At 72.6% G+C, this 20305-nt stretch carries 17 protein-coding genes and 1 tRNA gene; 2 read left to right on the forward strand and 16 right to left on the reverse strand.

The window, feature by feature from the left end:
- The first annotated feature begins 59 nt into the window (after window positions 1–59).
- Window positions 60–314 (forward strand): hypothetical protein, encoded by a 255-nt coding sequence (locus tag DDW44_RS31610; RefSeq protein WP_146207000.1) that lies wholly within the window; start codon window positions 60–62, stop codon window positions 312–314.
- Here DDW44_RS31610 and DDW44_RS08175 read toward each other — a convergent pair.
- The 7 genes from DDW44_RS08175 to DDW44_RS31990 form a co-directional block, all read right to left on the reverse strand.
- Window positions 293–526 (reverse strand): hypothetical protein, encoded by a 234-nt coding sequence (locus tag DDW44_RS08175; protein ID WP_017944939.1) that lies wholly within the window; start codon window positions 524–526, stop codon window positions 293–295. The two genes, DDW44_RS31610 and DDW44_RS08175, sit on opposite strands and share 22 nt — an antisense overlap.
- Window positions 527–921: 395 nt before the next feature.
- A tRNA-Ala gene (locus DDW44_RS08180) sits at window positions 922–994 on the reverse strand.
- A 337-nt stretch (window positions 995–1331) separates the two neighbouring features.
- Window positions 1332–1991, reverse strand: coding sequence for a histidine phosphatase family protein (locus DDW44_RS08185; RefSeq protein ID WP_026164825.1), 660 nt, complete (start codon window positions 1989–1991; stop codon window positions 1332–1334).
- A complete protein-coding gene (gene rsfS / locus DDW44_RS08190; RefSeq protein WP_018889998.1) occupies window positions 1988–2428 on the reverse strand; it encodes a ribosome silencing factor in 441 nt (146 codons plus the stop codon). The genes DDW44_RS08185 and rsfS overlap by 4 nt, the downstream gene beginning before the upstream one ends.
- Window positions 2429–2796: 368 nt before the next feature.
- Window positions 2797–4605, reverse strand: coding sequence for an LCP family protein (locus DDW44_RS08195; RefSeq protein ID WP_108906011.1), 1809 nt, complete (start codon window positions 4603–4605; stop codon window positions 2797–2799).
- 19 nt (window positions 4606–4624) lie between these two features.
- A complete protein-coding gene (nadD, locus tag DDW44_RS08200) occupies window positions 4625–5245 on the reverse strand; it encodes a nicotinate-nucleotide adenylyltransferase (protein ID WP_026164824.1) in 621 nt (206 codons plus the stop codon).
- A 38-nt stretch (window positions 5246–5283) separates the two neighbouring features.
- Window positions 5284–5445 carry a hypothetical protein gene (locus DDW44_RS31990; protein ID WP_018890000.1) on the reverse strand — a complete coding sequence of 54 codons (162 nt, stop codon included), beginning with the start codon at window positions 5443–5445 and terminating at the stop codon, window positions 5284–5286.
- 302 nt (window positions 5446–5747) lie between these two features.
- On the opposite strand from DDW44_RS31990, the gene DDW44_RS08205 reads away from it, so the two are divergent.
- Window positions 5748–6884: a M48 family metallopeptidase gene (locus DDW44_RS08205; RefSeq protein ID WP_108906012.1), complete on the forward strand. Its 1137-nt coding sequence runs from the start codon at window positions 5748–5750 to the stop codon at window positions 6882–6884.
- Here the strand turns inward: DDW44_RS08205 and DDW44_RS08210 are convergent.
- The 9 genes from DDW44_RS08210 to obgE form a co-directional block, all read right to left on the reverse strand.
- The gene (locus tag DDW44_RS08210; RefSeq protein WP_108906013.1) at window positions 6869–7969 is read right to left on the reverse strand and encodes an SCO2583 family membrane protein; all 1101 of its coding nucleotides are present in this window, start codon (window positions 7967–7969) and stop codon (window positions 6869–6871) included. The genes DDW44_RS08205 and DDW44_RS08210 overlap by 16 nt on opposite strands.
- A gap of 76 nt (window positions 7970–8045) precedes the next feature.
- Window positions 8046–8651 carry an SCO2584 family spore wall biosynthesis protein gene (locus DDW44_RS08215; protein ID WP_018890003.1) on the reverse strand — a complete coding sequence of 202 codons (606 nt, stop codon included), beginning with the start codon at window positions 8649–8651 and terminating at the stop codon, window positions 8046–8048.
- Window positions 8652–8717: 66 nt separating this feature from the next.
- The gene (locus tag DDW44_RS08220; RefSeq protein WP_018890004.1) at window positions 8718–10001 is read right to left on the reverse strand and encodes a glutamate-5-semialdehyde dehydrogenase; all 1284 of its coding nucleotides are present in this window, start codon (window positions 9999–10001) and stop codon (window positions 8718–8720) included.
- A gap of 143 nt (window positions 10002–10144) precedes the next feature.
- Window positions 10145–10711 carry a hypothetical protein gene (locus tag DDW44_RS08225; protein WP_199786757.1) on the reverse strand — a complete coding sequence of 189 codons (567 nt, stop codon included), beginning with the start codon at window positions 10709–10711 and terminating at the stop codon, window positions 10145–10147.
- Between the two features lie 143 nt (window positions 10712–10854).
- A complete protein-coding gene (gene proB / locus DDW44_RS08230; RefSeq protein ID WP_026164822.1) occupies window positions 10855–11961 on the reverse strand; it encodes a glutamate 5-kinase in 1107 nt (368 codons plus the stop codon).
- 244 nt (window positions 11962–12205) lie between these two features.
- Entirely contained in the window at window positions 12206–14356 is a 2151-nt protein-coding gene (locus tag DDW44_RS08235; protein ID WP_108906014.1) for a hypothetical protein, read from the reverse strand.
- Window positions 14357–14489: 133 nt separating this feature from the next.
- Complete coding sequence (locus DDW44_RS08240) at window positions 14490–15989, reverse strand: bifunctional cytidylyltransferase/SDR family oxidoreductase (protein WP_108906015.1); 1500 nt, start codon at window positions 15987–15989, stop codon at window positions 14490–14492.
- 191 nt (window positions 15990–16180) lie between these two features.
- Window positions 16181–18289: a glycosyltransferase family 4 protein gene (locus DDW44_RS08245; RefSeq protein WP_108906016.1), complete on the reverse strand. Its 2109-nt coding sequence runs from the start codon at window positions 18287–18289 to the stop codon at window positions 16181–16183.
- 542 nt (window positions 18290–18831) lie between these two features.
- Window positions 18832–20268, reverse strand: coding sequence for a GTPase ObgE (obgE, locus tag DDW44_RS08250; RefSeq protein ID WP_017944924.1), 1437 nt, complete (start codon window positions 20266–20268; stop codon window positions 18832–18834).
- Window positions 20269–20305: the final 37 nt, after the last annotated feature.

Consider the following 20305-nt stretch of genomic DNA (forward strand, 5'->3'; position numbering starts at 1 on the left):
GGTATCCGGACCTGCCGGCGGCGGCCCGCACGGTCACGGTCCGCCGGGGAACGGTCGCCGTGCGCCGGGGACCGGTCGCGGCCCGCGGTGCCGGGCCGGTCTTCCACTGGTACGCGCTGCGGTGGAGCCCACGGCCGGGACGGCCCGAACCCGCCCCGCTCCCGGGCGAGATGACGCCGCACGCCCCGCACGCCCCGCACGCGCTGCTCGCCGTCGGCGTACCGGCCGGGACCGCGGCAGGCGGGCCCCGTGCGCGGGAGCGCCGGGCCCTCGTGACGGAGCAGCGGGAGCGTCAGGCCCTCGCGAAGGAGTAGAAGCGTTTCAGCGTGCAGTGCTCGTCGAGCAGCCGTCCGTAGATCGGCTCCCCCTCGAGCTCACGGTAGGTCTCGATGGGGTCGCCTTTTATGATCAGCGCACGCGCGCACTCCTCGCACCAGTACTGGTACTCGGGGTTGACCGGGTCCATGTCCCGGACGATCGGCGTGCCGCTGCCGCACCAGTCGCACTTCCTCCGGTGTGCACCCATCATTCAGCTCCAGCTGTGGCCGCAGGCGGTGCACACGTACGAGATACCTCCATTGTCGCCGAGGACTTGGGCAACGTGGGACGAACCACAGGAGGGGCAGCTGAGGTGAGCACGGGCTTCGGCAGCGAGGAGCCGGTCGTCGTCCTCGTCGCCGCCTCCGGGCATCGCCTCTCCCTCCCGTCCAGGCTTCATCCCCCTTCAGCCGTCCCGATTCTGCCATGGCGGGGCGAGGGGGTCATCGGCGTCGGCGAACCCGTGCCGCCGTCGTTCCGGAGATCGCCGCGGCCGTCGGGCGAGGGCACCCGGCGAGGCCCGGAAACACGAAATCCCGCCCCCCTGTGGGGACGGGATTTTCATGACGGCGATGATGCCTGTGAAGCCGATGATGATGCTTGTGGAGCTAAGGAGAATTGAACTCCTGACCTCTTGCATGCCATGCAAGCGCTCTACCAACTGAGCTATAGCCCCTTGCGTTCTTCGCGCTCCGCGCTGCGAACAAGAAGAACCTTAGCCTGTGACCAGCCGGAAAGTGAAATCGGCCGGTCCCGGGCCGTCCGCCCGCCCCCGGCGGATCCGGGCCGCCACCCGCGCCTGCCGGGCCGCTCCGGGACCGGGGGCCGGCGGTACGCCGCGGCAGAGGTCCCGCGTGCGTCTGCGGAAGGTCCCGGCGCGCCGGCGCGGAGGCCCCCCGTGCACCTGCGGACGGCCCCGGTGCGTCCGCGGACGGTGGAGCCCGGCCCCGGCCCGAAGGGCTCCGGGCACCCCTGCGGGAGCGCGGTGCCCCGGGCCCCGCCCCGCGGCACGGTCAGTCGTCGTCGCCGAGCACCGGCTCCGGGAGCGTGCCCGCGTTGTGCTCCAGCAGGCGCCAGCCCCTGGCACCCTCTCCCAGGACGGACCAGGAGCAGTTGGCGAGGCCGCCCAGGCTCTCCCAGTGCCGGGCCTCGAGACCCAGCAGCCTGCCGATCGTCGTGCGGATGGTGCCGCCGTGGCTCACCACGACCAGCGTGCCGCCGTCGGGCAGCTTGTCGGCGTGGCGCAGCACGACGGGTGCGGCCCGGTCGGCGACCTCGGTCTCCAGCTCACCGCCGCCGCGGCGCACGGGCTCACCGCGCTTCCAGGCGGCGTACTCGTCGCCGTGCCGCTCGACGATCTCCTCATGGGTCAGCCCCTGCCACACGCCCGCGTACGTCTCGCGCAGTGCGGAGTCACGGGTCACCGGATGGCCGGTGATCGAGGCGAGCTCGTCGGCCGTCTTCGCCGCCCGCCTGAGGTCCGAGCTGATGATCGCGTCCGGCTTCAGCGAGGCCAGCAGCCGGGCGGACCGCCGGGCCTGGCCGACGCCGGTCTCGGTCAACTCGATGTCCGTGGAACCCTGGAACCGGCGTTCGAGGTTCCAGGCGGTCTGGCCGTGCCGCCACAGGACGATGCGGCGGCCTCGGCCCTGGCCGGTGTCGCTGCGGCTCAGCTCAGCTCACCGTCCGATCCGCTGCCGTCGCCGGTGAGCCTGGCGTGCTCCTCTGCCTTGCCCCTGGTCTTCACGGCGTCCTCGGGCAGCGGAAGCTCCGGGCAGTCCTTCCAAAGCCGCTCCAGGGCGTAGAAGACCCGCTCCTCGCTGTGCTGGACGTGGACCACGATGTCGACGTAGTCGAGCAGGATCCAGCGCGCGTCACGGTCGCCCTCGCGGCGCACCGGCTTGGCGCCCAGCTCCTTGAGCAGCTTCTCCTCGATCTCGTCCACGATCGACTTGACCTGGCGGTCGCTCGGGGCGGAGGCGAGGAGGAATGCGTCGGTGATCGACAGCACATCGCTGACGTCGTAGGCGATGATGTCGTGCGCGAGCTTGTCCGCGGCCGCCTGGGCGGCGACGTTGATGAGCTCGAGGGAACGGTCCGTAGCGGTCACAAGCAGGCTTTCGTCGGCGGTCTGGGCCCTTACAGGGTCTCACGGACCGCCGACAGCCCACGCGGCAATTGATCGCGGGCAGCGCTCAGCCGCCCGCGCCCCGCCGGACCGCCGGTACGGGCCGGAGGGACGCACGGCCCGGACGACCCGCCGGACGAACCGCACCGCGCGGACGCACGACCGGGACCGACCCGCCGGACGAACCGCACCGCGCGGACGCACGACCGGGACCGACCCGCCGGACGAACCGCACCGCGCGGACGCACGACCGGGACCGACCCGCCGGACGAGACCGCACCGCGCGGACGCACGGCCCGGTCACCCGGGGCCGCGGGCCGCTCCGTCACGCGGCTCACGGGCCGGTCGGCTCATCTGGGCTCGTAGTCCTGGCCGAGTACGACCAGCACATCGGCGTTCGAGGCCGCCTCGCCCTTCCCGACCGCGCTCTCGTCCAGGCCCAGGGTCTTGGCGACCTCCACGGCGTTCTGCTTCTGCGCCGCGTCACCGTAGACGACCCGCGTCGACGACCCCGGGTCCGCCGTCCCGGCGTCCACGAACGCGTATCCGCCGTTCACCAGGACGATCCTGGTGCTCTCGGTCGCGTCGCCGTCGCCGGTGGCGTTGCGGACGGCCACCCGGACCGCCGCGCCCTGCTCCGGTGCGCTGACGCGGCCGCCCAGGACGTCCTTCACCACACCGTCGGCGACTTCCCGGCTGAGTGTGCCGTCGTCCTGGACGGGCAGTACGGCGGTCTTGTAGTCGCCGCCCTTGGCGCGCTCGGCGAGCTTCGCGAGCGAAGCCCCGAGGTCCTTCTCGGGCAGCGACGGGTCCAGGATCTGGGCCAGGGTCTCGATGGTCACCGTGGCGGACGCCGGGTCGCTCGGCATCTTCCGCAGCACGCCGTACATGACCTGCCCGAACCGCTGCAGCTGCTCGGCCTCGGCCTCTCCCGGGGCGCGGTAGGTGGCGTAGGCGACGGCCGTGCGGCCGGTGAGCGTCTGGTTCTCGCCCTCCTTCACCAGGGGCGCGTCGCCCTTCCGCGCTCCGGGCACGACCGTGTCGGTGGTGATGTCGATGCCCCCGACCAGCTCGACGAGGTTCTCCAGGTACGGGGTGTCCAGGCGCCAGGTGCCGGTGATCCGGGTGCCGAGGAGAGTGCCGACGGCCTCGCGCGTGCCCGTGGTGCCGTCCTCGTCGACGGACTTGCCGAGGGTGGTCGCGACCCCCTCGTCGTCGGCGACGGAGAGCGAGTTCGGCAGCAGCACGGTGGTGCCCTGCCTGGTGGTGGCGTTGTCCACGAGAAGGGCGGTCGACGTGCCCTTCTTCTTGGTGTTGTGGAGGTGCAGGACGATCACGTCCCGCTTCTGCGGACCGGTCGCGGTGGTCTGGGCGCCCCCGGGGTCCGAGGTGCCGGGCAGCTTGCCCGCGTACCAGAGGTAGCCGACGCCGCCGGCGACGACGAGGGCCAGGACGACGGCGAGGGCCACGACCCGGTTGCGGCCGCGCCGCTTGGCCTCCTCGCGGCGCTCGGAACGGCTCTCGGTGAACTTGAGCCAGTCGATGACGTCCTCGGAGTCCTCGTCCGGCTCCTCGACGAAGGAGAACTGCTCGGTGCGGTACTCGCCGTCGTCACCGGCCGCGGGACGGCGCTGCCCGGGCACGGCCGGGCCGTCCCGGTCCGGCTCGGCCGGGGCAGGACCCCGGTGCTCGTCGGGTCGCGGCGGGGCGGCGGGCTGCTGCCCGGGCGGCGCGCTCCACTGGCCGTCGGTGCCGACGGGCACCGGCCGGCCCGTGCCGTGGCCGTGGGCAGGGCCGTCGTAGCCGTACCCGTAGCCGTCCCCGGGCGGTTGCTCCCGGCCGTAGGGGTCGTACGGCTGCGGCTGCGTGTCCTGGGGCTGCTGGTGCGCGTGCTGCTGGGGTTGCGCGTAGGGGTCGTAGCCGTACCCGTGGGACGCCGCTGTCGGCGGCTGCTCGTGCTGCGGCTGGTACTGCTCCTGGGACGGCCGGCCGTACGCGTCGTAGCCGTGGGACTGCGGGTCGTGCTGGGACTGCTGGGACTGCTGGGGCTGCTGGGGCTGCTGGTAGACCGGCTGCCCGTACTCGTCGTAGCCGACGATCCGCGGCTGCTGCGGGTGGTACGGGTCGTACGGGTCGTACGGGTACTGCTGGTCGTTCACCGGTGCCCCTCTCCGTGGCTCACTCGCCGCGGTACAACTGGCGCTTGTCGATGTAGCGCACCACGCCGTCCGGCACCAGATACCAGACCGGATCGCCCTGCGCGACCCTCGCCCGGCAGTCGGTGGACGAGATCGCCAGCGCCGGCACCTCCACCAGGGAGACGCCGCCCTTGGGGAGCCCGTCGTCCGTGAGGTCGTGCCCCGGCCGGGTGACGCCGATGAAGTGCGCGAGGGAGAACAGCTCCTCCGCGTCCCGCCAGGTGAGGATCTGGGAGAGCGCGTCGGCCCCGGTGATGAAGAAGAGGTCCGAGTCGGTGTTGAGCGCCCGCAGGTCCCGGAGGGTGTCGATGGTGTACGTCGGCCCGCCGCGGTCGATGTCGATGCGGCTGACGGAGAACTGCGGGTTGGAAGCCGTGGCGATGACCGTCATCAGATAGCGGTCCTCCGCCGGCGACACCGCCTTGTGGCTCTTCTGCCACGGCTGTCCGGTCGGTACGAACACCACCTCGTCGAGGTGGAACAGGGCCGCCACCTCACTGGCGGCCACCAGGTGTCCATGGTGGATCGGGTCGAACGTCCCGCCCATGACGCCGAGTCGGCGCTTGCCGCGGCCGGTCGTAGGCACTTCCTGCTGTCCCATGCGTGCAGAGCCTACTGGCACGGCCGTTCGGATACGGCTCAGCGGTCGCGGTTGAAGCGGGTGGTGATCCACAGCAGCAGGAGCAGCGCGGCCAGCGCGCCGAAGCCGGTGAGGTAGGGGCTGAGGCTTTGGTGGTTGCCACCGTGCTCGGCGTCCTCGGCGAGAGTGACCAGGGTGGCGGCGGTGCTGGCGAGACTCATCTTCTGCAGGCCCTATCGATCGGAGTCGGAGCGGAGACTTCGGGCACATCGTATGCGTGCGCTCCGGGCACGCTCACGCCGACTCAGTCGTTGCCGGTCCACCGGCCCGTTCCACCACCGGGCGCGGTGTCCGCCGGACGGGCGCCGCCATGGTGAGACCGGGGCCCGGCGGAGTTGTCCACAGCCCCCGCCGCTTCGCGACCCCAGCGCCTAGTGTGGGGTCTGTCAGGGGACGGGGCACGACCCGTGACGACGGCAGGACGCGTCAGGAAGCAGGGCGCGCGAAGAACCAGGGGGCCACCATGACCGACCGCAGTTCCGAGAACGTGCCGGGCAGGCACCGCACCCGCTTCCCGGGGATCTCCTCACGGGCCTACGAGCATCCGGCGGACCGTTCGGCGCTGGTCGCCCTGCGCAGGCTGAGCGGATTCGACACGGTGTTCAAGGCGCTCAGCGGGCTGCTGCCCGAGCGCAGCCTGCGGCTGCTCTTCCTGTCCGACTCGGTGCGGGTGAGCGAGACCCAGTTCGCACACCTGCACACGATGCTGCGCGACGCCTGCTACATCCTGGACCTGGAGAAGGTCCCGCAGATGTACGTCACGCAGGACCCGAAGCCGAACGCCATGTGCATCGGCCTGGACGAGCCGATCATCACGGTCACCACCGGCCTGGTGGAGCTGCTCGACGAGGAGGAGATGCGGGCGGTGGTGGGCCACGAGGTGGGGCACGCCCTGTCCGGCCACTCCGTCTACCGCACGATCCTGCTGTTCCTCACCAACCTCGCGGTGAAGGTGGCCTGGATTCCGCTGGGCAACATGGCCGTCATGGCGATCGTGACCGCGCTGCGGGAGTGGTTCCGCAAGTCGGAGCTGTCCGCGGACCGGGCCGGGCTCCTGGTGGGCCAGGATCTGCAGGCCTCGATGCGCGGCCTGATGAAGATCGCGGGTGGCAACCATCTGCACGAGATGAACGTGGACTCCTTCCTGGAGCAGGCCGAGGAGTACGAGGCCGGGGGCGACCTGCGGGACTCGGTGCTCAAGATCCTCAACATGCTGCCCAGGACGCATCCGTTCACCACCGTGCGCGCCGCCGAGCTGAAGAAGTGGGCGGAGAGCCGTGACTACCAGCGGATCATGGACGGCCACTACCCGCGGCGCACGGAGGACAAGGACGCCTCCGTCAGCGACTCGTTCCGCGAGTCCGCCTCCCACTACGCGGACTCGGTGCGCGGCAGCAAGGATCCGCTGATGAAGCTGGTGGGGGACATAGCCGGCGGCGCCGGCGACCTGGGCGGCCGGCTGCGGGACAGGTTCACCGGTGCCGCGGCCGGCGGGAACCGCGGCGGCGGCAACGGCGGCGGCAACGGGAGCGGCCCGAAGGACGACGGGACCGGTTCCGGGGACGACGGCCCCGGGGCGACGGGTCAGCGCGAGGGCTGACCGGCGCTGGAGAGGGTGCCGCAGACCGCTGCCGCGGCGCGGCCGGAGTCGTACGGGTCGGTTCCGGCCGGTCCCTTGCCGGTCGCCCGCTGGCCCGCCAGCAGCGGCTGCATCACCGCGGCCGCGTCGGCCGCGCACGACATCGGGCCCGCCTGGGTGTAGCTGAGCAGCAGCTCGGCCCGGTGAGCGCGCAGATCGTCGCGGTCGAAGCGGAAGTGCAGTTGCCGCCGCACGGTGAAGAGGGAGGCATCGTCCGCGGTCCGGCCGTCCGCACCGGCGGCCGCGCCCTCTCCCGCCCCGGCGGGGCGCACCGTGTAGGCGAAGGTGTGGTCCGTGGTCACCTCCAGCGCGTCGGGACCGGCCTCGGCGAAGGCCAGTGCGCCGCGGACCCGTACCTCCGGGGAGGCCAGGGCGACGCGGTCCGGGTCGAAGCGGACGAGCCACCCTGTCGCCGCGTGGCGCCCGTCGTCCTCGGGGTCGTTCATCGACCGGTCGAACTGGTTCAGCTGGTCCGGGTCGAGCAGTACCCGCACGGGCCGTACGGCGCCCTCGGTGAGGACCGCGGGGTCGAGGGAGGACCCCACCAGGTAGTCCTTGGCGATGGTCAGCGCGGTCATCACCTGGTCGTCCGAGAAGTTCCTGGTGTGCCGTACCGCCGGAAGGGTGATGCCGGCGGCCCCGGCACGGAAGTCCGCTGCGGGGCTGCGGGCGTACAGACCGGCCGGGTCACCAGCCGCCACGGTTCCCTCGGGAGCGAGCGGGACGACGGTGCTCCGCAGCGCCTGGACGGGCTGGGGCTCGGGCGGCCGGTAGGGGTGGCGCACGCCCATGTAGAGCGCGGCACCGAAGGCCATGGCGATCAGCAGCACCAGCACCAGGAAGTGCCTGGGCCCCTTGCGCAGTCCCCATCCGGGCCGGCTGCGGACGGCCCTGGCGTGGTCGCCCATCCGCTCCTGCGCGGAGAACTCCTGGAGCCGGGCAGCACGGACGAACGATTCGTCGAAGACGACGGACCGGTATTCGTCGTCGTTTCCGCCGGGGAGCCCCTCGGGTGTCCCCTCAGGTGGGTCTCCACGCCCTGCCATACCTTCAGGGTAGGTCTGTGGACGTCCACGTAAACGCGGCGCGGGACGCCGCGTGGCCGCGGACGGGCCGGCCGGGTCAGGGCGTGCGCGGGACCGCGGAGACGGGAGGCGCGGAGTACTCGGCCGAGGCGGAGGGATGCGTACCGCGGTCCGGGACGGTGCCCCGGGCGGGCACGTCGACGCCGGTGGTGGTCGGTGTGGGCACGCGGTCCTGGCGGCCGGCAGCCGCCCCCCGGTACACGGCCGTGAAGGCCAGGGCCACCATGCCGACGCCCATCACCACGGCGAGGACCCAGGCGACCGGACGGTACCAGCGGGCGGCCCCACGGTAGGGCCGCAGCGCGCCTCCGTGCGGTCCGTAGGGGTCCGCGTAGCCGTCGAGGCCGTCGGGGTCGAGGTCACCGTGGCCTCGCTCCCGGCCGTAGTCGGCTGGGCCCCGGCCGTCGTCGTAGAGCTCGTCGTCGGCGGGACCGGCGCCGGAGCGGGCGCGCGCCGCCTCGGCCTCCGCACGGGCCTGCGCGGCCGCGAGGAGCCGCTCGACCGCGCTCGGTTCGTGGATCTCGGCCGCCCTGACGAAGTCCTCGTCGAACACCACGGAGGCGAAGTCCTGGTCCGCGCCTCCGCGGTCGTCGTCGGGCTCCCAGCCGTCCGGGAACGGCCTGCCCCCCACGTCGTCCGGCACCCCTTCAGGGTAGACCTGGGCGTGGGTTTTCGTCAGGGAGTGGGGGCAACCGACCGCACCCATCCGTCACCGGGTGTGACCGTCCCCCGTCACGATGTACTTGGTCGAGGTCAGCTCGGGCAGGCCCATCGGGCCGCGGGCGTGCAGCTTCTGCGTGGAGATCCCGATCTCGGCGCCGAAGCCGAACTGACCGCCGTCGGTGAAGCGGGTGGACGCGTTCACGGCCACCGTCGTCGAGTCCACCAGCCGGGTGAAACGGCGGGCGGCCGCCTGGGAGGTGGTGACGATGGCCTCGGTGTGCCCGGAGGACCACAGGCGGATGTGCTCGACGGCCTTGTCGAGGGAGTCCACCACGGCCGCGGCGATGTCGTAGGACAGGTACTCGGTCTCCCAGTCCTCGTCCGTGGCCGGCACGACCGTGGCCTTGGAGCCCTCGGCGAGCGCGAGGGTGCGCTCGTCGGCGTGGACGGTGACACCGGCCTCCGCGAGGGCTTGCAGGGCCCGGGGCAGGAACGCCCCGGCGATGTCCTGGTGGACCAGGAGGGTCTCGGCGGCGTTGCACACGCTGGGCCGCTGGGCCTTGGAGTTGACCAGGATCTCGACGGCCATGTCGAGATCGGCCTGGGCGTCGACGTAGACGTGGCAGTTGCCGGTGCCGGTCTCGATGACCGGGACGGTGGACTCCTCGACCACGGTCCGGATCAGCGAGGCGCCGCCGCGCGGGATGAGGACGTCGACGAGACCGCGGGCGCGCATCAGCTCCCGCACGGATTCGCGGCTCTCACCGGGGACGAGCTGCACGGCGTCCGCGGGCAGCCCGGAGCCGCCGACGGCGTCCCGCACCACCCGCACCAGGGCGGTGTTGGAGGAGTACGCGGAGGAGGAGCCGCGGAGCAGCACGGCGTTGCCGGACTTCAGGCACAGCGCGGCGGCGTCCACCGTCACGTTCGGCCGGGCCTCGTAGATGATGCCGACGACGCCGAGGGGGACGCGGACCTGGCGCAGGTCGATCCCGTTGGGGAGGGTCGAGCCGCGGACGACCTCGCCGACCGGGTCGGGCAGCGCGGCGACGTGCCGGACGTCCGCGGCGATGGCCCGCACCCGCTCCGGGGTCAGGGTGAGCCTGTCGACGATCGCCTCGCTGGTGCCGGCCTCCCGGGCGCGGGCGATGTCCTCGGCGTTGGCCTCGACGATCTCGCTGGTCCGCACCTCGAGGGCGTCGGCGATCGCCAGCAGGGCGTCGTCCTTGACCGCGCGCGGAAGTGGCGCGATGTCGGCGGCCGCGGCGCGGGCCCGGTAGGCGGCCCGGGTGACCGGGGTCAGGTTGTCGTACGGCGAGAGCGAGGTCATGCCCGCAGGGTAATGCGCACGCTGCGGACATCCCTCACGTATTCCGCACTGCGAGACGTGACGGACCGGGCGCTGGTACGGGACGGGGGCTTCCCCGGCGGCGGCCGGCCCGGTCGCGGACGCCGGTTCCGGGGCCGCCGTCGTCAGAAAGGGTGAACGCCGACGGGCGTGGCCGGGGGCGGCCCGTACCCTTCGGCGATGCGCTGGTGGTAGGTCTCGCGGTCGATGACCTCCAGGCCGACGATCTCCCACGGCGGCAGCTTGGCACTGGAGCGGTGCTCGCCCCACAGGCGCAGGGCGACCGCGGCGGCGTCGTGCAGGTCCCGGGCCTCCTCCCAGTAGCGGATCTCGGCGTGGTCGTCGGCGTACCGGCTGGTGAGCAGGAACGGATGGTCGTGGGCGAGCTGCTCCAGCCCGCGTCTGACCTCGTTCAGCGGCGCCTCCGCACCCGAGACGCAGAGGGTGATGTGCCACAGCCGGGACAGGGCCCGCTCACCGGCGTGCGGCTCGGTGTCCTCGCCTGCCTCGCGCTCCCTCCGGTGGGGCCCGTCGGCCCGGGTGAGGCCGTCCCCGGCGCCGAGGTCCGCGGGCCGTTCGAGGTCGGGTCCCGCGTCCACACTGCTCAGGGCGCGCTGCTCCCCAACGGACCTGCGGGCGTGGGTGGTTGCCCGTGTCCCACGGGGCGCCGCCCCTGGGCGCGCTCGTCTCACCGGCGGCCTCCTGTCGATGCGTCGTGGTGCCGAACCCCGCCTTACCCCCCCTGACAAAGTTGACCAGTCCGGGGCCGGTGGTGGGGCGGTTTTGATGAAGGTCCCTGCCGGAGGGCCGGACTTTCAGCCGTTTCAGGGTGGCGTCAGGGGTTCAGGACGACGAGGTCGTCCCTGTGTACGACCTCTCGCTCGTAGGCGGGACCGAGTTCCCTGGCGAGGTCGCGGGTGGAGCGGCCCAGCAGCAGGGGGAGTTCCCTGGAGTCGTAGTTCACCAGGCCCCGGGCGACGGCCCGGCCCCCGGCGTCCCGCAACTCCACCGGGTCCCCGGCGGTGAACTCGCCGTCGACCGCCGCGATTCCCGCGGGCAGCAGGGACTTCCGGCCCTCCACCACGGCCTGTACGGCCCCGTCGTCGAGGGTGAGCGCGCCCTGCGGGGTGGAGGCGTGGGCGAGCCAGAGCAGCCGGTCGGCGGACCGCCGTCCGGTGCGGCGGAAGTAGGTGCCGGTGTCCCGTCCGGCGAGAGCGTCGGCGGCACGGGAGGCGGAGGTGAGGACGACCGGGACGCCGGCCGCCGCGGCGATCCGGGCCGCCTCCACCTTGGTGACCATGCCGCCGGTGCCGACGCCGGCCTTGCCGGCCGAGCCGATCTCCACGCCCGCCAGGTCGGCGGGCCCGCCGACCTCCGCGATCCGGGAGGTGCCGGGCCTGCCCGGGTCGCCGTCGTAGAGGCCGTCCACGTCGGAGAGCAGCACCAGCAGATCGGCGCGGACGAGGTGGGCGACGAGGGCCGCGAGCCGGTCGTTGTCCCCGAAGCGGATCTCGTCCGTGGCGACGGTGTCGTTCTCGTTGACGACCGGGACGGCGCCCATGGCGAGGAGCTGGTCGAGGGTGCGGTAGGCGTTGCGGTAGTGGGCGCGCCGGCTGGTGTCGTCGGTGGTGAGGAGCACCTGCCCGACGCGGACACCGTAGCGGGCGAAGGAGGCGGTGTAGCGGGCGACCAGCAGGCCCTGGCCGACGCTGGCGGCGGCTTGCTGACGGGCCAGGTCCTTGGGCCGGCGGGCCAGCCCGAGCGGTGCGAGCCCGGCGGCGATGGCGCCGCTGGAGACGAGCACTATCTCCTTCTCACCGCCGCTGCGGACCTTGGCCAGCACGTCCACCAGGGCGTCCACCCGGTCGGCGTCGAGTCCCCCGGAGGCCGTGGTGAGCGAGGACGAGCCCACCTTCACGACGACTCTGCGTGCTTCCGTCACATGCTGCCTTGCCACTGTCACGTGGCGAATCTATGTCAGGCGCGGCTGTCGGCGCGCCTTCGTTTCGCCGGCTGGACACGCGGCTGGACACTCGGCTGGAGACGTGGCCGGGCAGGCAGCCGGACGGTCCGGGCCCGGGTGGGGCCGGTTCGTTCGGCGCCGCTCGGGCAGTGACGCCGGCCGGCCCGTGAGCGAGCCTCCCGCGGGGCAGCTCACGGGCCGGCCGGAGGTTCCGGCCGCCGGGTCAGCGGGCGGCGGCGGCCGCCGCTCCGGCGCCGCCGGTCCCGCCGGCGCCCCCGTTGCCCTCGGCTTCGGCGCCCTGCGCACCGGCGTCCGACTCCCGGTCGAGCTCGCCGATGGCCTGCTCGCCGACGCGCTGCCGGACCCCGGCGTTGCGGGCCTCGGCCTTGGCCGCGAGGGCGCGCACCGCGGCGTCGAACTGCTCGATCGACGAGGGCTCGTCCGGCCCGAGGAGGTACTTCCTCAGTTCGGCGCGCGCGCCCGCCAGGGTGTCGGCCGCCGGGTCGGCGACGGCCGCCAGCAGCCGGTCGAGCTCCCCGGCACCGTTGGAGAGGACGACCGCCGCGCGGACCGCGGTGTTCTGGCGCCTGAACTCCTCCGCGCCGAGCTCCGCGGAGTCGGTCACCGCGTACGGCTTGCCGCTGGCGATGAAGTCCGAGACGACACTGGAGATGTCGGAGACCATGGCGTCGGACTCGTTGAAGCAGTCGTACAGCGTGGGCTGGGAGCCGGTGACGACGGTGTGCTCCCACCACCCGAGGGAGCGCCAGTAGGCGCCGTTCCACTCGGCCCGCAGGCGCTTGATCTCGGCCAGGCGCTCGGGGTCGGCGAGGGAGACGCGGGACTCCTCGGCCTCGTCGCCGCCGGCGCGGCCGGGCTTGGCGAGCTCGGCGAGCCGGGCCTCGATCCGGGCCAGCGCGGCACGGGCGGCGGCCCGTTCGTCCTGCCCGGCGGCCGCCTCCCCGGCCCAGCGCGGGTCGGCTGCCCGCTCGGCGGCTGCCTTCCGCACCATCGCCGTGATCCGCTCGTGGGCGGCGAGGGCCTTCTTGTTGCGGATTCCGGTGAAGGGGTGCGGCTTGTAGATCAGGCGCACCGGGCGCTCCGCCTCGAGCAGCCGCCGGACGATGTTCTCGCCGGCGAGAAGCAGGGAGGTGTTGCCGGGGTTGTTGTCCCAGCCCTCCCAGGTGGGGGCGTAGAGGATGGTGGGGACGGGGTTCCTCGGCGCGCCGGTCCAGGACTCGATGGGGGCCAGCTGCGGGCGGCCGACCTCGACGATGTCGTCGTCGCGGACGCCGACGTCGGCGATGGCGTACCGGTCGCGGCCGGCCCGGCCCGCGGTCCACACCTCGTCGTACACCTTGGAGAAGGGGTTGACGCTGGCGAGCTTGTCGCTGTCGCCGTGACCGATGAAGACGTGCTTCATGGTCGGGACGCGCAGCATGTGGATGTTCTTGCCGACGTTGGCCGGGTAGAGCGCGACCCGGACCGAGTCGAACTGCATCGCCATCAGGTGCTGGCCGCCCGGGATGCACAGCACGGGAACGGAGGTCTGGTTGAGCTTCGCCACGAGACCCCGCTCGCGCATGACGACGATCGGCCGCCCCTCGAGCTGCTCCATGGTCTCCAGCCACATGTTGACCTGGTACGCGGAGTCCTCTGAGCCGGAGAAGTACAGCGCCACGGTGGGCTGGTACTCGCCGAGCCACTTCTGGACGGCCTTGAGCACGGCGGGTCCGGAGGGCACCCGCCGCCCGCGGCGCAGATAGGGCACGAGGGCCGCCGTGTACGCGAGGCCGAGGGCGACACTCAGGGCGGTGCCGGCGTAGCCGGCGATGTCGTACCCGGTGGCGGCCGCGACGACGACGCCCGCCATCGCGGGGATGTCGAGGTGCAGCATCTTCCGGCCGGAGCGGTGCAGCAGGGCGCGCGGCGGGGCGTCCGGGATGCGCACGGCGTTGAGGTCGACGTTACGGGTGACGACCGGCATGGTCCGGCGCAGCCGGATCAGGGTGGTGAGCGCGCCGTGCGGGGCCTGCAGGCCGTAGAAGAGGAGGAAGAAGGCGACGGCCGCGTAGAACAGCGGTTCCTCGGCGAGGCCCATGCGGGCGAGCAGCAGGATCAGCAGCAGCTGGCGGAGCAGGAAGCGGATCGGCAGACCGGCCCGGACCTTGTCGAGGCGGTTGACCAGGTAGCTGCCGCGCTGGTGCAGGTACCAGTCGGCGGCGTAGGTCACGGCCGCGGCCGCCGCGAACATCCAGATGTCCGGGATCAGCGCGGCGATCATCACGCAGGGGTAGCCCAGGCCCATCAGGACCGCGGCGGCCAGCTCTGACCTGCTGCCCACACGTGCCAGGCGAATGACGCTCGAAATCACGTAGAACCTGCTCCGAAAGTGCCGGTTGATTCACATTGGAGGAATTTGTGAGGGTGGCCCCTCACGAACTCGGGCCTCTGTGGATCGCGGAAGCGATCCCAGAGGCCCGAGCCGGATCATTGACGGAGGAGTATTACACATCCTCCTGGCGGTCCAGTACGGACGCCAGGGCCTGCTCGAATCCGGAGGCCTCGCCGGCCCCACGGGTCGGGTCCTGCTGCCGTACGTCGATGACATGGCCGGTCAGCTCGGAAAGCAGCACGTCCAGCGAGGTCCGGGCCACGGCCTCGGAGGAGAGCAGCGAGCCGGCCGGCTCCTGGCCGAACGCCTTGGTGCGCATCGGCGTGGCCGTGCGCTCGGGGTTGACGCAATTCACCCGGATTCCCTCGGCCGCCCATTCGTCGGAGAGGGCCTGGGTGAGATTCACCATAGCCGCCTTGGTCGACGAGTAGAGGCTGTATTCGGCGCGGCCCCGGGTGTAGCTGGAGGAAGTGTAGAGGAGCAGTTGCCCCTTGCTCTCCGCCAAATACTTGTACGAGGCACGGGCAATCTGGACGGGCGCCAGGTAATTGACGTTCAACGCTTCCTGAATGGTCGCGTTGTCGGTCTCGGCGAGCTTGCCGATGCGCAGTACGCCCGCGGTGTTGATGACGTAGTCGACGCGTCCGGTCTCCGCGTACGCCTTGGAGAGGGCGTCGTCCACGTGCTCCGGGTTCTCCACGTGGGTGCCGGTGGTGGAGCGGCCCAGCGCGTAGACGTCCGCGCCGTACTCCTCGGCGAGGGCGGCGATGTCCGCGCCGATGCCGTACGAGCCGCCGAAGACGACCAGGGTCCGGCCGGCCAGCAGCTCGCGGTAGGCGGCCTCGTCGGCCTGGCGCGGGGCGGCGGTGGAGGCGAGCTGGAAGAGCTTGTCGGCGATGAAGACGTCGACCGGCTGCGTCACCTTCATGTTGTACTCGTCACCCGCGACGACGTAGATCGGCACGTCGGGGAGGTACTTGAGGACGACGCTGCAGTCGTCGGTCGCCTGGAAGTTCGGGTCGCCCGCGGCGATCTCGTACGCCCGGCGGATCGTGGAGAGCTTGAACGCCTGCGGGGTCTGGCCGCGGCGCAGCCGTGAGCGGTCCGGCACGTCGGTGATGAACTCGCCGTCCCCGCCGTGCGTGCGGGTCACGATGATGGTGTCGGCGGAGGGGATGGCCACGTCCACGGCCTGGTAGCGCTCCAGGGCCCTCACACAGTCCGCGATCACTCGCTGTGACAGAAGCGGACGCACCGCGTCATGGAAGAGGACGTTGGCGTCCTCCCCCTCCGCGAGGCCCTCGCCGAGGGCGGCGATGGCGCGCTCGGTGGTCTGGTTCCGGGTCGCGCCGCCCTCGATGACCCGGCGCACCTTGGTCAGCCCGGCCTTGGCGATGATCCTCTCCACGTCGGGCACGAAACCCGGTGCCATCAGCACGATCACATCGTCGATCGCCTCGGCCTGCTCGAAGATCGTCAGCGTGTGCTCGATGACGGCCTTGCCGGCGATCTTCAGCAGCTGCTTGGGGATCGCGAGCCCCACGCGCTGGCCGGTACCACCGGCGAGCACGACTGCGGTGGTGCGGGGCTTGGCTTCGTGCGGCACGGACACAGACGGACCTCTACCTTGCGATGACTGGGGACGGTGTGATGGTCGCACTCTGCGTGACCGTCCCGCAAGGCGCTCCTCAAGGACTCCACACCGCCCGGAAACCCCTTGTTCACCACGCGGTCAGGGAGGTTTGCGAGGACGAACCGGCCGAAGAGGTGACTGATGCCACAGGCCAAGGCTGTGGCGCAGCGTTACTTCATCGCTTTGTCGACGACATTGAGCACCAGTTCGTTCCCGGCACTGAAGAACATCTTCACCGTGACCCGCTCCGGTGCCCGCAGGCGGAGCCCGTCCACGACCGCGCGGACGCGGGCGAGGGGGCGCTTCTTGAGGAGGTCGACGGCGGGGTAGGGAAAGATCCCGCCCTTCTCCACCACGTCGTCGAGCACCCGGCCGATCCGCACCGGCGCGGCTCCGGGCGCGGGGCGCAGCCAGAGGTCCCAGACGTCGTGGGCGGAGGCCTGGACCGCGACCGGCGCGGCGAGCGGGATCGTACAGCGGAACCCGTCGGCGCCGACGCGGGCGCCGGGGAACTCCAGCTCGCCCGCGTGCGCTCCGCGGCGGCGCAGCAGGAGAACCGGGTCCCCGGCCGGCCGCGCCTGCCCGAGCAGCCGCCCGGACACGGTGATGCGCCGGGAGCCGACGGTGATCGCGCCGGACTCTGCGTGCGCCGGTCGCACCCAGGAGCGCAGGGTGAGGCCGCCGTGCCGCACATAGGGGACGAGGGTGCGCACGGGCTCCCCCGGCCGGACGCGTTCGGCGGCCCGCATGGCCCCGCGCTGGTCGACGGCCCGGGCGACGAGCCGCGGACGGGCGGCGGCGCCGTCCTGCGCGCGAGCGGCGCAGGGCGGCGGAGGATCGACGGACGGCGGAGCGGTGCAGGACGGCGGAGGGTCGATGTGGCAGGTCCAGACACCCTCGGCCAGGCCGGATCCGGCGGGGATCACGGCACGGCCTGCCGCGTCGAACGGGAAGACCCGGTCGGGTACCGCGGCATCGGGGTGGCAGCAGACGAGGACCGGCCGCCCGGTGCACTCGCCGAGCAGGGTCACGGTCACCGCACCGTCCTGCTCGGCGGCGCAGTCCACCAGCGGGCCGGGGGCCGGCCGGTCGTTCCCGGTCTCGGCGGGGGCCGTCCCCTGGAGGTACGGCCGCGTACCCGCACCGAGGGCCGCGAACAGCTCCTCGTACCGTTTCGCGACCGGCCCCGGGTCGAAGCGGGCGGCGTGGGAGCGGGCGGCGGCGCCCATGCGGCGGCGCAGCGGCTCGTCGTCGATGAGGCGGAGCAGGGCGGCGGCGACGGCCCCGCGGTCGCCGACGGGGACGAGCAGGCCGTCGACGCCGTCGGCGACGATCTCGCGCGGGCCGTAGTCGCAGTCCGTGCTGACCACGGGCAGTCCGCACCGCATCGCCTCGACGAGCGTCATGCCGAAGGACTCGTGGCGCGAGGTGGACACCGCGATGGCGCCCTTGGCCCACTCCGTCTCGATGGGCGAGCGAGGCCCCATCAGATGGACGTGGTTGTAGAGGCCGAGCTCGTCGATGCGCCTGCGGAGACGGTCCTTCTGCCTGCCCCAGCCGCAGATGCGCAGGGTCCACTGCGGACGCACGGCCACGACCTCGGCGAAGGCCTCGATCAGGACGTCGTACTGCTTCTCCGCGGCGAGCCGGCCGGCCGCGACGACGGTCGTCCCGCCGAGGTCGGAGACGGGCACCACGGGCTCGGGGACGCTGTTCGGTATGGCCGGCACCCGGGTGCCCGGCAGCGGCATCCACTCCCGCCACACCGCGGCGTCGCCCTCGGAGACCGTCACGAAGGCGTCCAGCGCGGCGAGGTGCGGGCGCAGCTCGGCGCGCAGCCCGGGGCTGTGGTGATGGTGCGTCATGTGCTCCTGGCCGATGAGCACGGCGCGGGCGGGCGCGAACCGGGCGACGTACGCGACGAGGCCGGGGCGGGTGCCGATGACCACGTCCGCGTCGGAGCGGGCGTAGTGCTCGCGCACGCGCCGGTCGGTGAGCACGCTGTACTCCGCGAACCGCGCCTCATGGGCCGGAACGCACTCGGAGGGCTCCAGCGCGAGGGGGTGCTTCGTCTCGTCGCCGGGAGACGAGGGGCGGGTGTCCACCAGCGGGACGACGGTGATCCGCGGGTCGATGGCGAAGAGCGGCTCGTCACGGTGCCGGAAGACGGAGACGATCTCCACCTCGTGGCGTCCGGCCAGTTCCTCCGCGAGATTGAGCGTGGTGCGGATGGTGCCGCCGATGCCGTAGATGGTGTGGATGAGGAAGGAGACCTTCATCAACGCTCCGCTCGACCGTGCTGGGGCGCTTGCCGCCCCACCCCCGCGAACAAGACGGAGATATCGGGGTCGAGGTTGCGCCACCGTACGGATCGGAGCGGAGGGGACACGTCCCCCGATACCGGTCATGCCATCATGACCCGTCCCGAGCGGCGACGGCGGGCGTGGTTCGCGGGAGTGGCGCTGGGGCCGGCAGGGGCAGCGGGCCGCGGTCCCGGGCCCTGGGGCGGCCGGGGACGCACGGGCCCGCGTTTCCCGGTCCCTGGGAACGGCCGGGGACGCGCGGGCCCCGGAGTGCCCTGAGGGACGGCCGGCCCGGGCGCCCGGTGCCCGCGGGCGAACGGCCACGGAACGAGAGTGTGCCCTGAGGGGCGCCCCGGGTGAGCGGGTGAGCGGGGTGCGCGGGCGGCCGGGCCCGCGGGCGAACGGTCACGGAACGGCGATCACGGAACGGCGGACGGGGCACGGCGGCAGCCCGGACCGAGACGACGCCCGCCCTACCCGGACGGCAGGCGGCGGCCGGGGCCGCCCGCCCCGCGTCGTCAGAACGGCTCGAAGTCGTCGTACTCGCGCGTGACCTCGTCGCGCTCCGCCTGGCGGTCCTTGCGGCGCTGCGCCGCGGGGCGCGGGGCCTCGAAGCGGTGGTCCTCGCCGCGGCGGCCGAGCATCTCCGCGCCCGCCATCATCGTCGGCTCCCAGTCGAAGACGACGGCGTCGTCCTCGGAGCCGATGGCCACGCCGTCACCGGCCCGCGCACCGGCCTTCATCAGCTCCTCCTCGACGCCGAGGCGGTTCAGCCGGTCCGCGAGGTAGCCCACGGCCTCGTCGTTGTTGAAGTCGGTCTGGCGAACCCAGCGTTCGGGCTTGTCGCCGCGCACGCGGAACAGGCCGTCCGCCTCCTGGGTGACGGTGAAGCCGGTGTCGTCGACCGCCTTCGGACGGATGACGATGCGGGTCGCCTCCTCCTTCGGCCTGGCCGCGCGCGCCTTGGCGACGATGTCGGCCAGCGCGAAGGACAGCTCCTTGAGCCCGGTGCGGGCGACCGCCGACACCTCGAAGACGCGGTACCCGCGCTCCTCCAGGTCGGGGCGGATCATGTCCGCGAGGTCCTTGCCGTCGGGGACGTCGACCTTGTTGAGGACGACGATCCGCGGACGGTCGTCCAGACCGCCGTAGTGCCGCAGCTCCTCCTCGATGACGTCGAGGTCGGAGACCGGGTCGCGGTCGGACTCCAGCGTCGCCGTGTCCAGCACGTGCACCAGAACCGAGCAGCGCTCGACGTGGCGGAGGAACTCCAGGCCCAGGCCGCGGCCCTGGCTGGCGCCGGGGATCAGGCCGGGGACGTCGGCGATGGTGTAGACGGTCGAGCCGGCGGTGACCACGCCGAGGTTCGGCACCAGCGTGGTGAAGGGGTAGTCCGCGATCTTCGGTTTGGCGGCTGACAGCACCGAGATCAGCGAGGACTTGCCGGCGCTGGGGTAGCCGACGAGCGCCACGTCGGCGACCGTCTTGAGCTCCAGGACGATGTCACCGGACCGGCCGGGCTCGCCGAGCAGGGCGAAGCCGGGCGCCTTGCGGCGGGCCGAGGCCAGGGCCGCGTTGCCGAGGCCGCCGCGACCGCCCTCGGCGGCCACGTACGTCGTCCCGTGCCCGACCAGGTCGGCCAGCACATTGCCCCGCTTGTCGAGGACGACGGTGCCGTCCGGCACGGTCAGCACCAGGTCCTGGCCGTCCTTCCCGGAGCGGTTGCCGCCCTCGCCGGGCTTGCCGTTGGTCGCCTTGCGGTGCGGCGAGTGGTGGTACTCGAGCAGCGTCGTGACGGACTGGTCGACCGTGAGGACGACGTCACCGCCGCGCCCGCCGTTGCCCCCGTCCGGCCCGCCGAGCGGCTTGAACTTCTCGCGATGGACGGAGGCGCAGCCGTGGCCTCCGTTACCCGCGGCGATGTGCAGCTCGACGCGGTCCACGAAGGTGGTCATGGTCCTGTGCCTCCAGTGCGAAGTGGCGAAATGCAGA

Source organism: Streptomyces tirandamycinicus, from assembly GCF_003097515.1.
GTDB classification, from domain to species: domain Bacteria; phylum Actinomycetota; class Actinomycetes; order Streptomycetales; family Streptomycetaceae; genus Streptomyces; species Streptomyces tirandamycinicus.

Bases quoted from the DNA above. Each gene is read 5' to 3' on its own strand.
- DDW44_RS08205 (WP_108906012.1), top strand. From the start codon at position 5,748: ATGACCGACCGCAGTTCCGAGAACGTGCCGGGCAGGCACCGCACCCGC.
- nadD (WP_026164824.1), bottom strand. From the start codon at position 5,245: ATGGGACAGCAGGAAGTGCCTACGACCGGCCGCGGCAAGCGCCGACTC.
- obgE (WP_017944924.1), bottom strand. From the start codon at position 20,268: ATGACCACCTTCGTGGACCGCGTCGAGCTGCACATCGCCGCGGGTAAC.
- DDW44_RS08220 (WP_018890004.1), bottom strand. From the start codon at position 10,001: ATGACCTCGCTCTCGCCGTACGACAACCTGACCCCGGTCACCCGGGCC.
- DDW44_RS31990 (WP_018890000.1), bottom strand. From the start codon at position 5,445: ATGAGTCTCGCCAGCACCGCCGCCACCCTGGTCACTCTCGCCGAGGAC.
- DDW44_RS08175 (WP_017944939.1), bottom strand. From the start codon at position 526: ATGGGTGCACACCGGAGGAAGTGCGACTGGTGCGGCAGCGGCACGCCG.
- DDW44_RS08210 (WP_108906013.1), bottom strand. From the start codon at position 7,969: ATGGCAGGGCGTGGAGACCCACCTGAGGGGACACCCGAGGGGCTCCCC.
- DDW44_RS08245 (WP_108906016.1), bottom strand. From the start codon at position 18,289: ATGAAGGTCTCCTTCCTCATCCACACCATCTACGGCATCGGCGGCACC.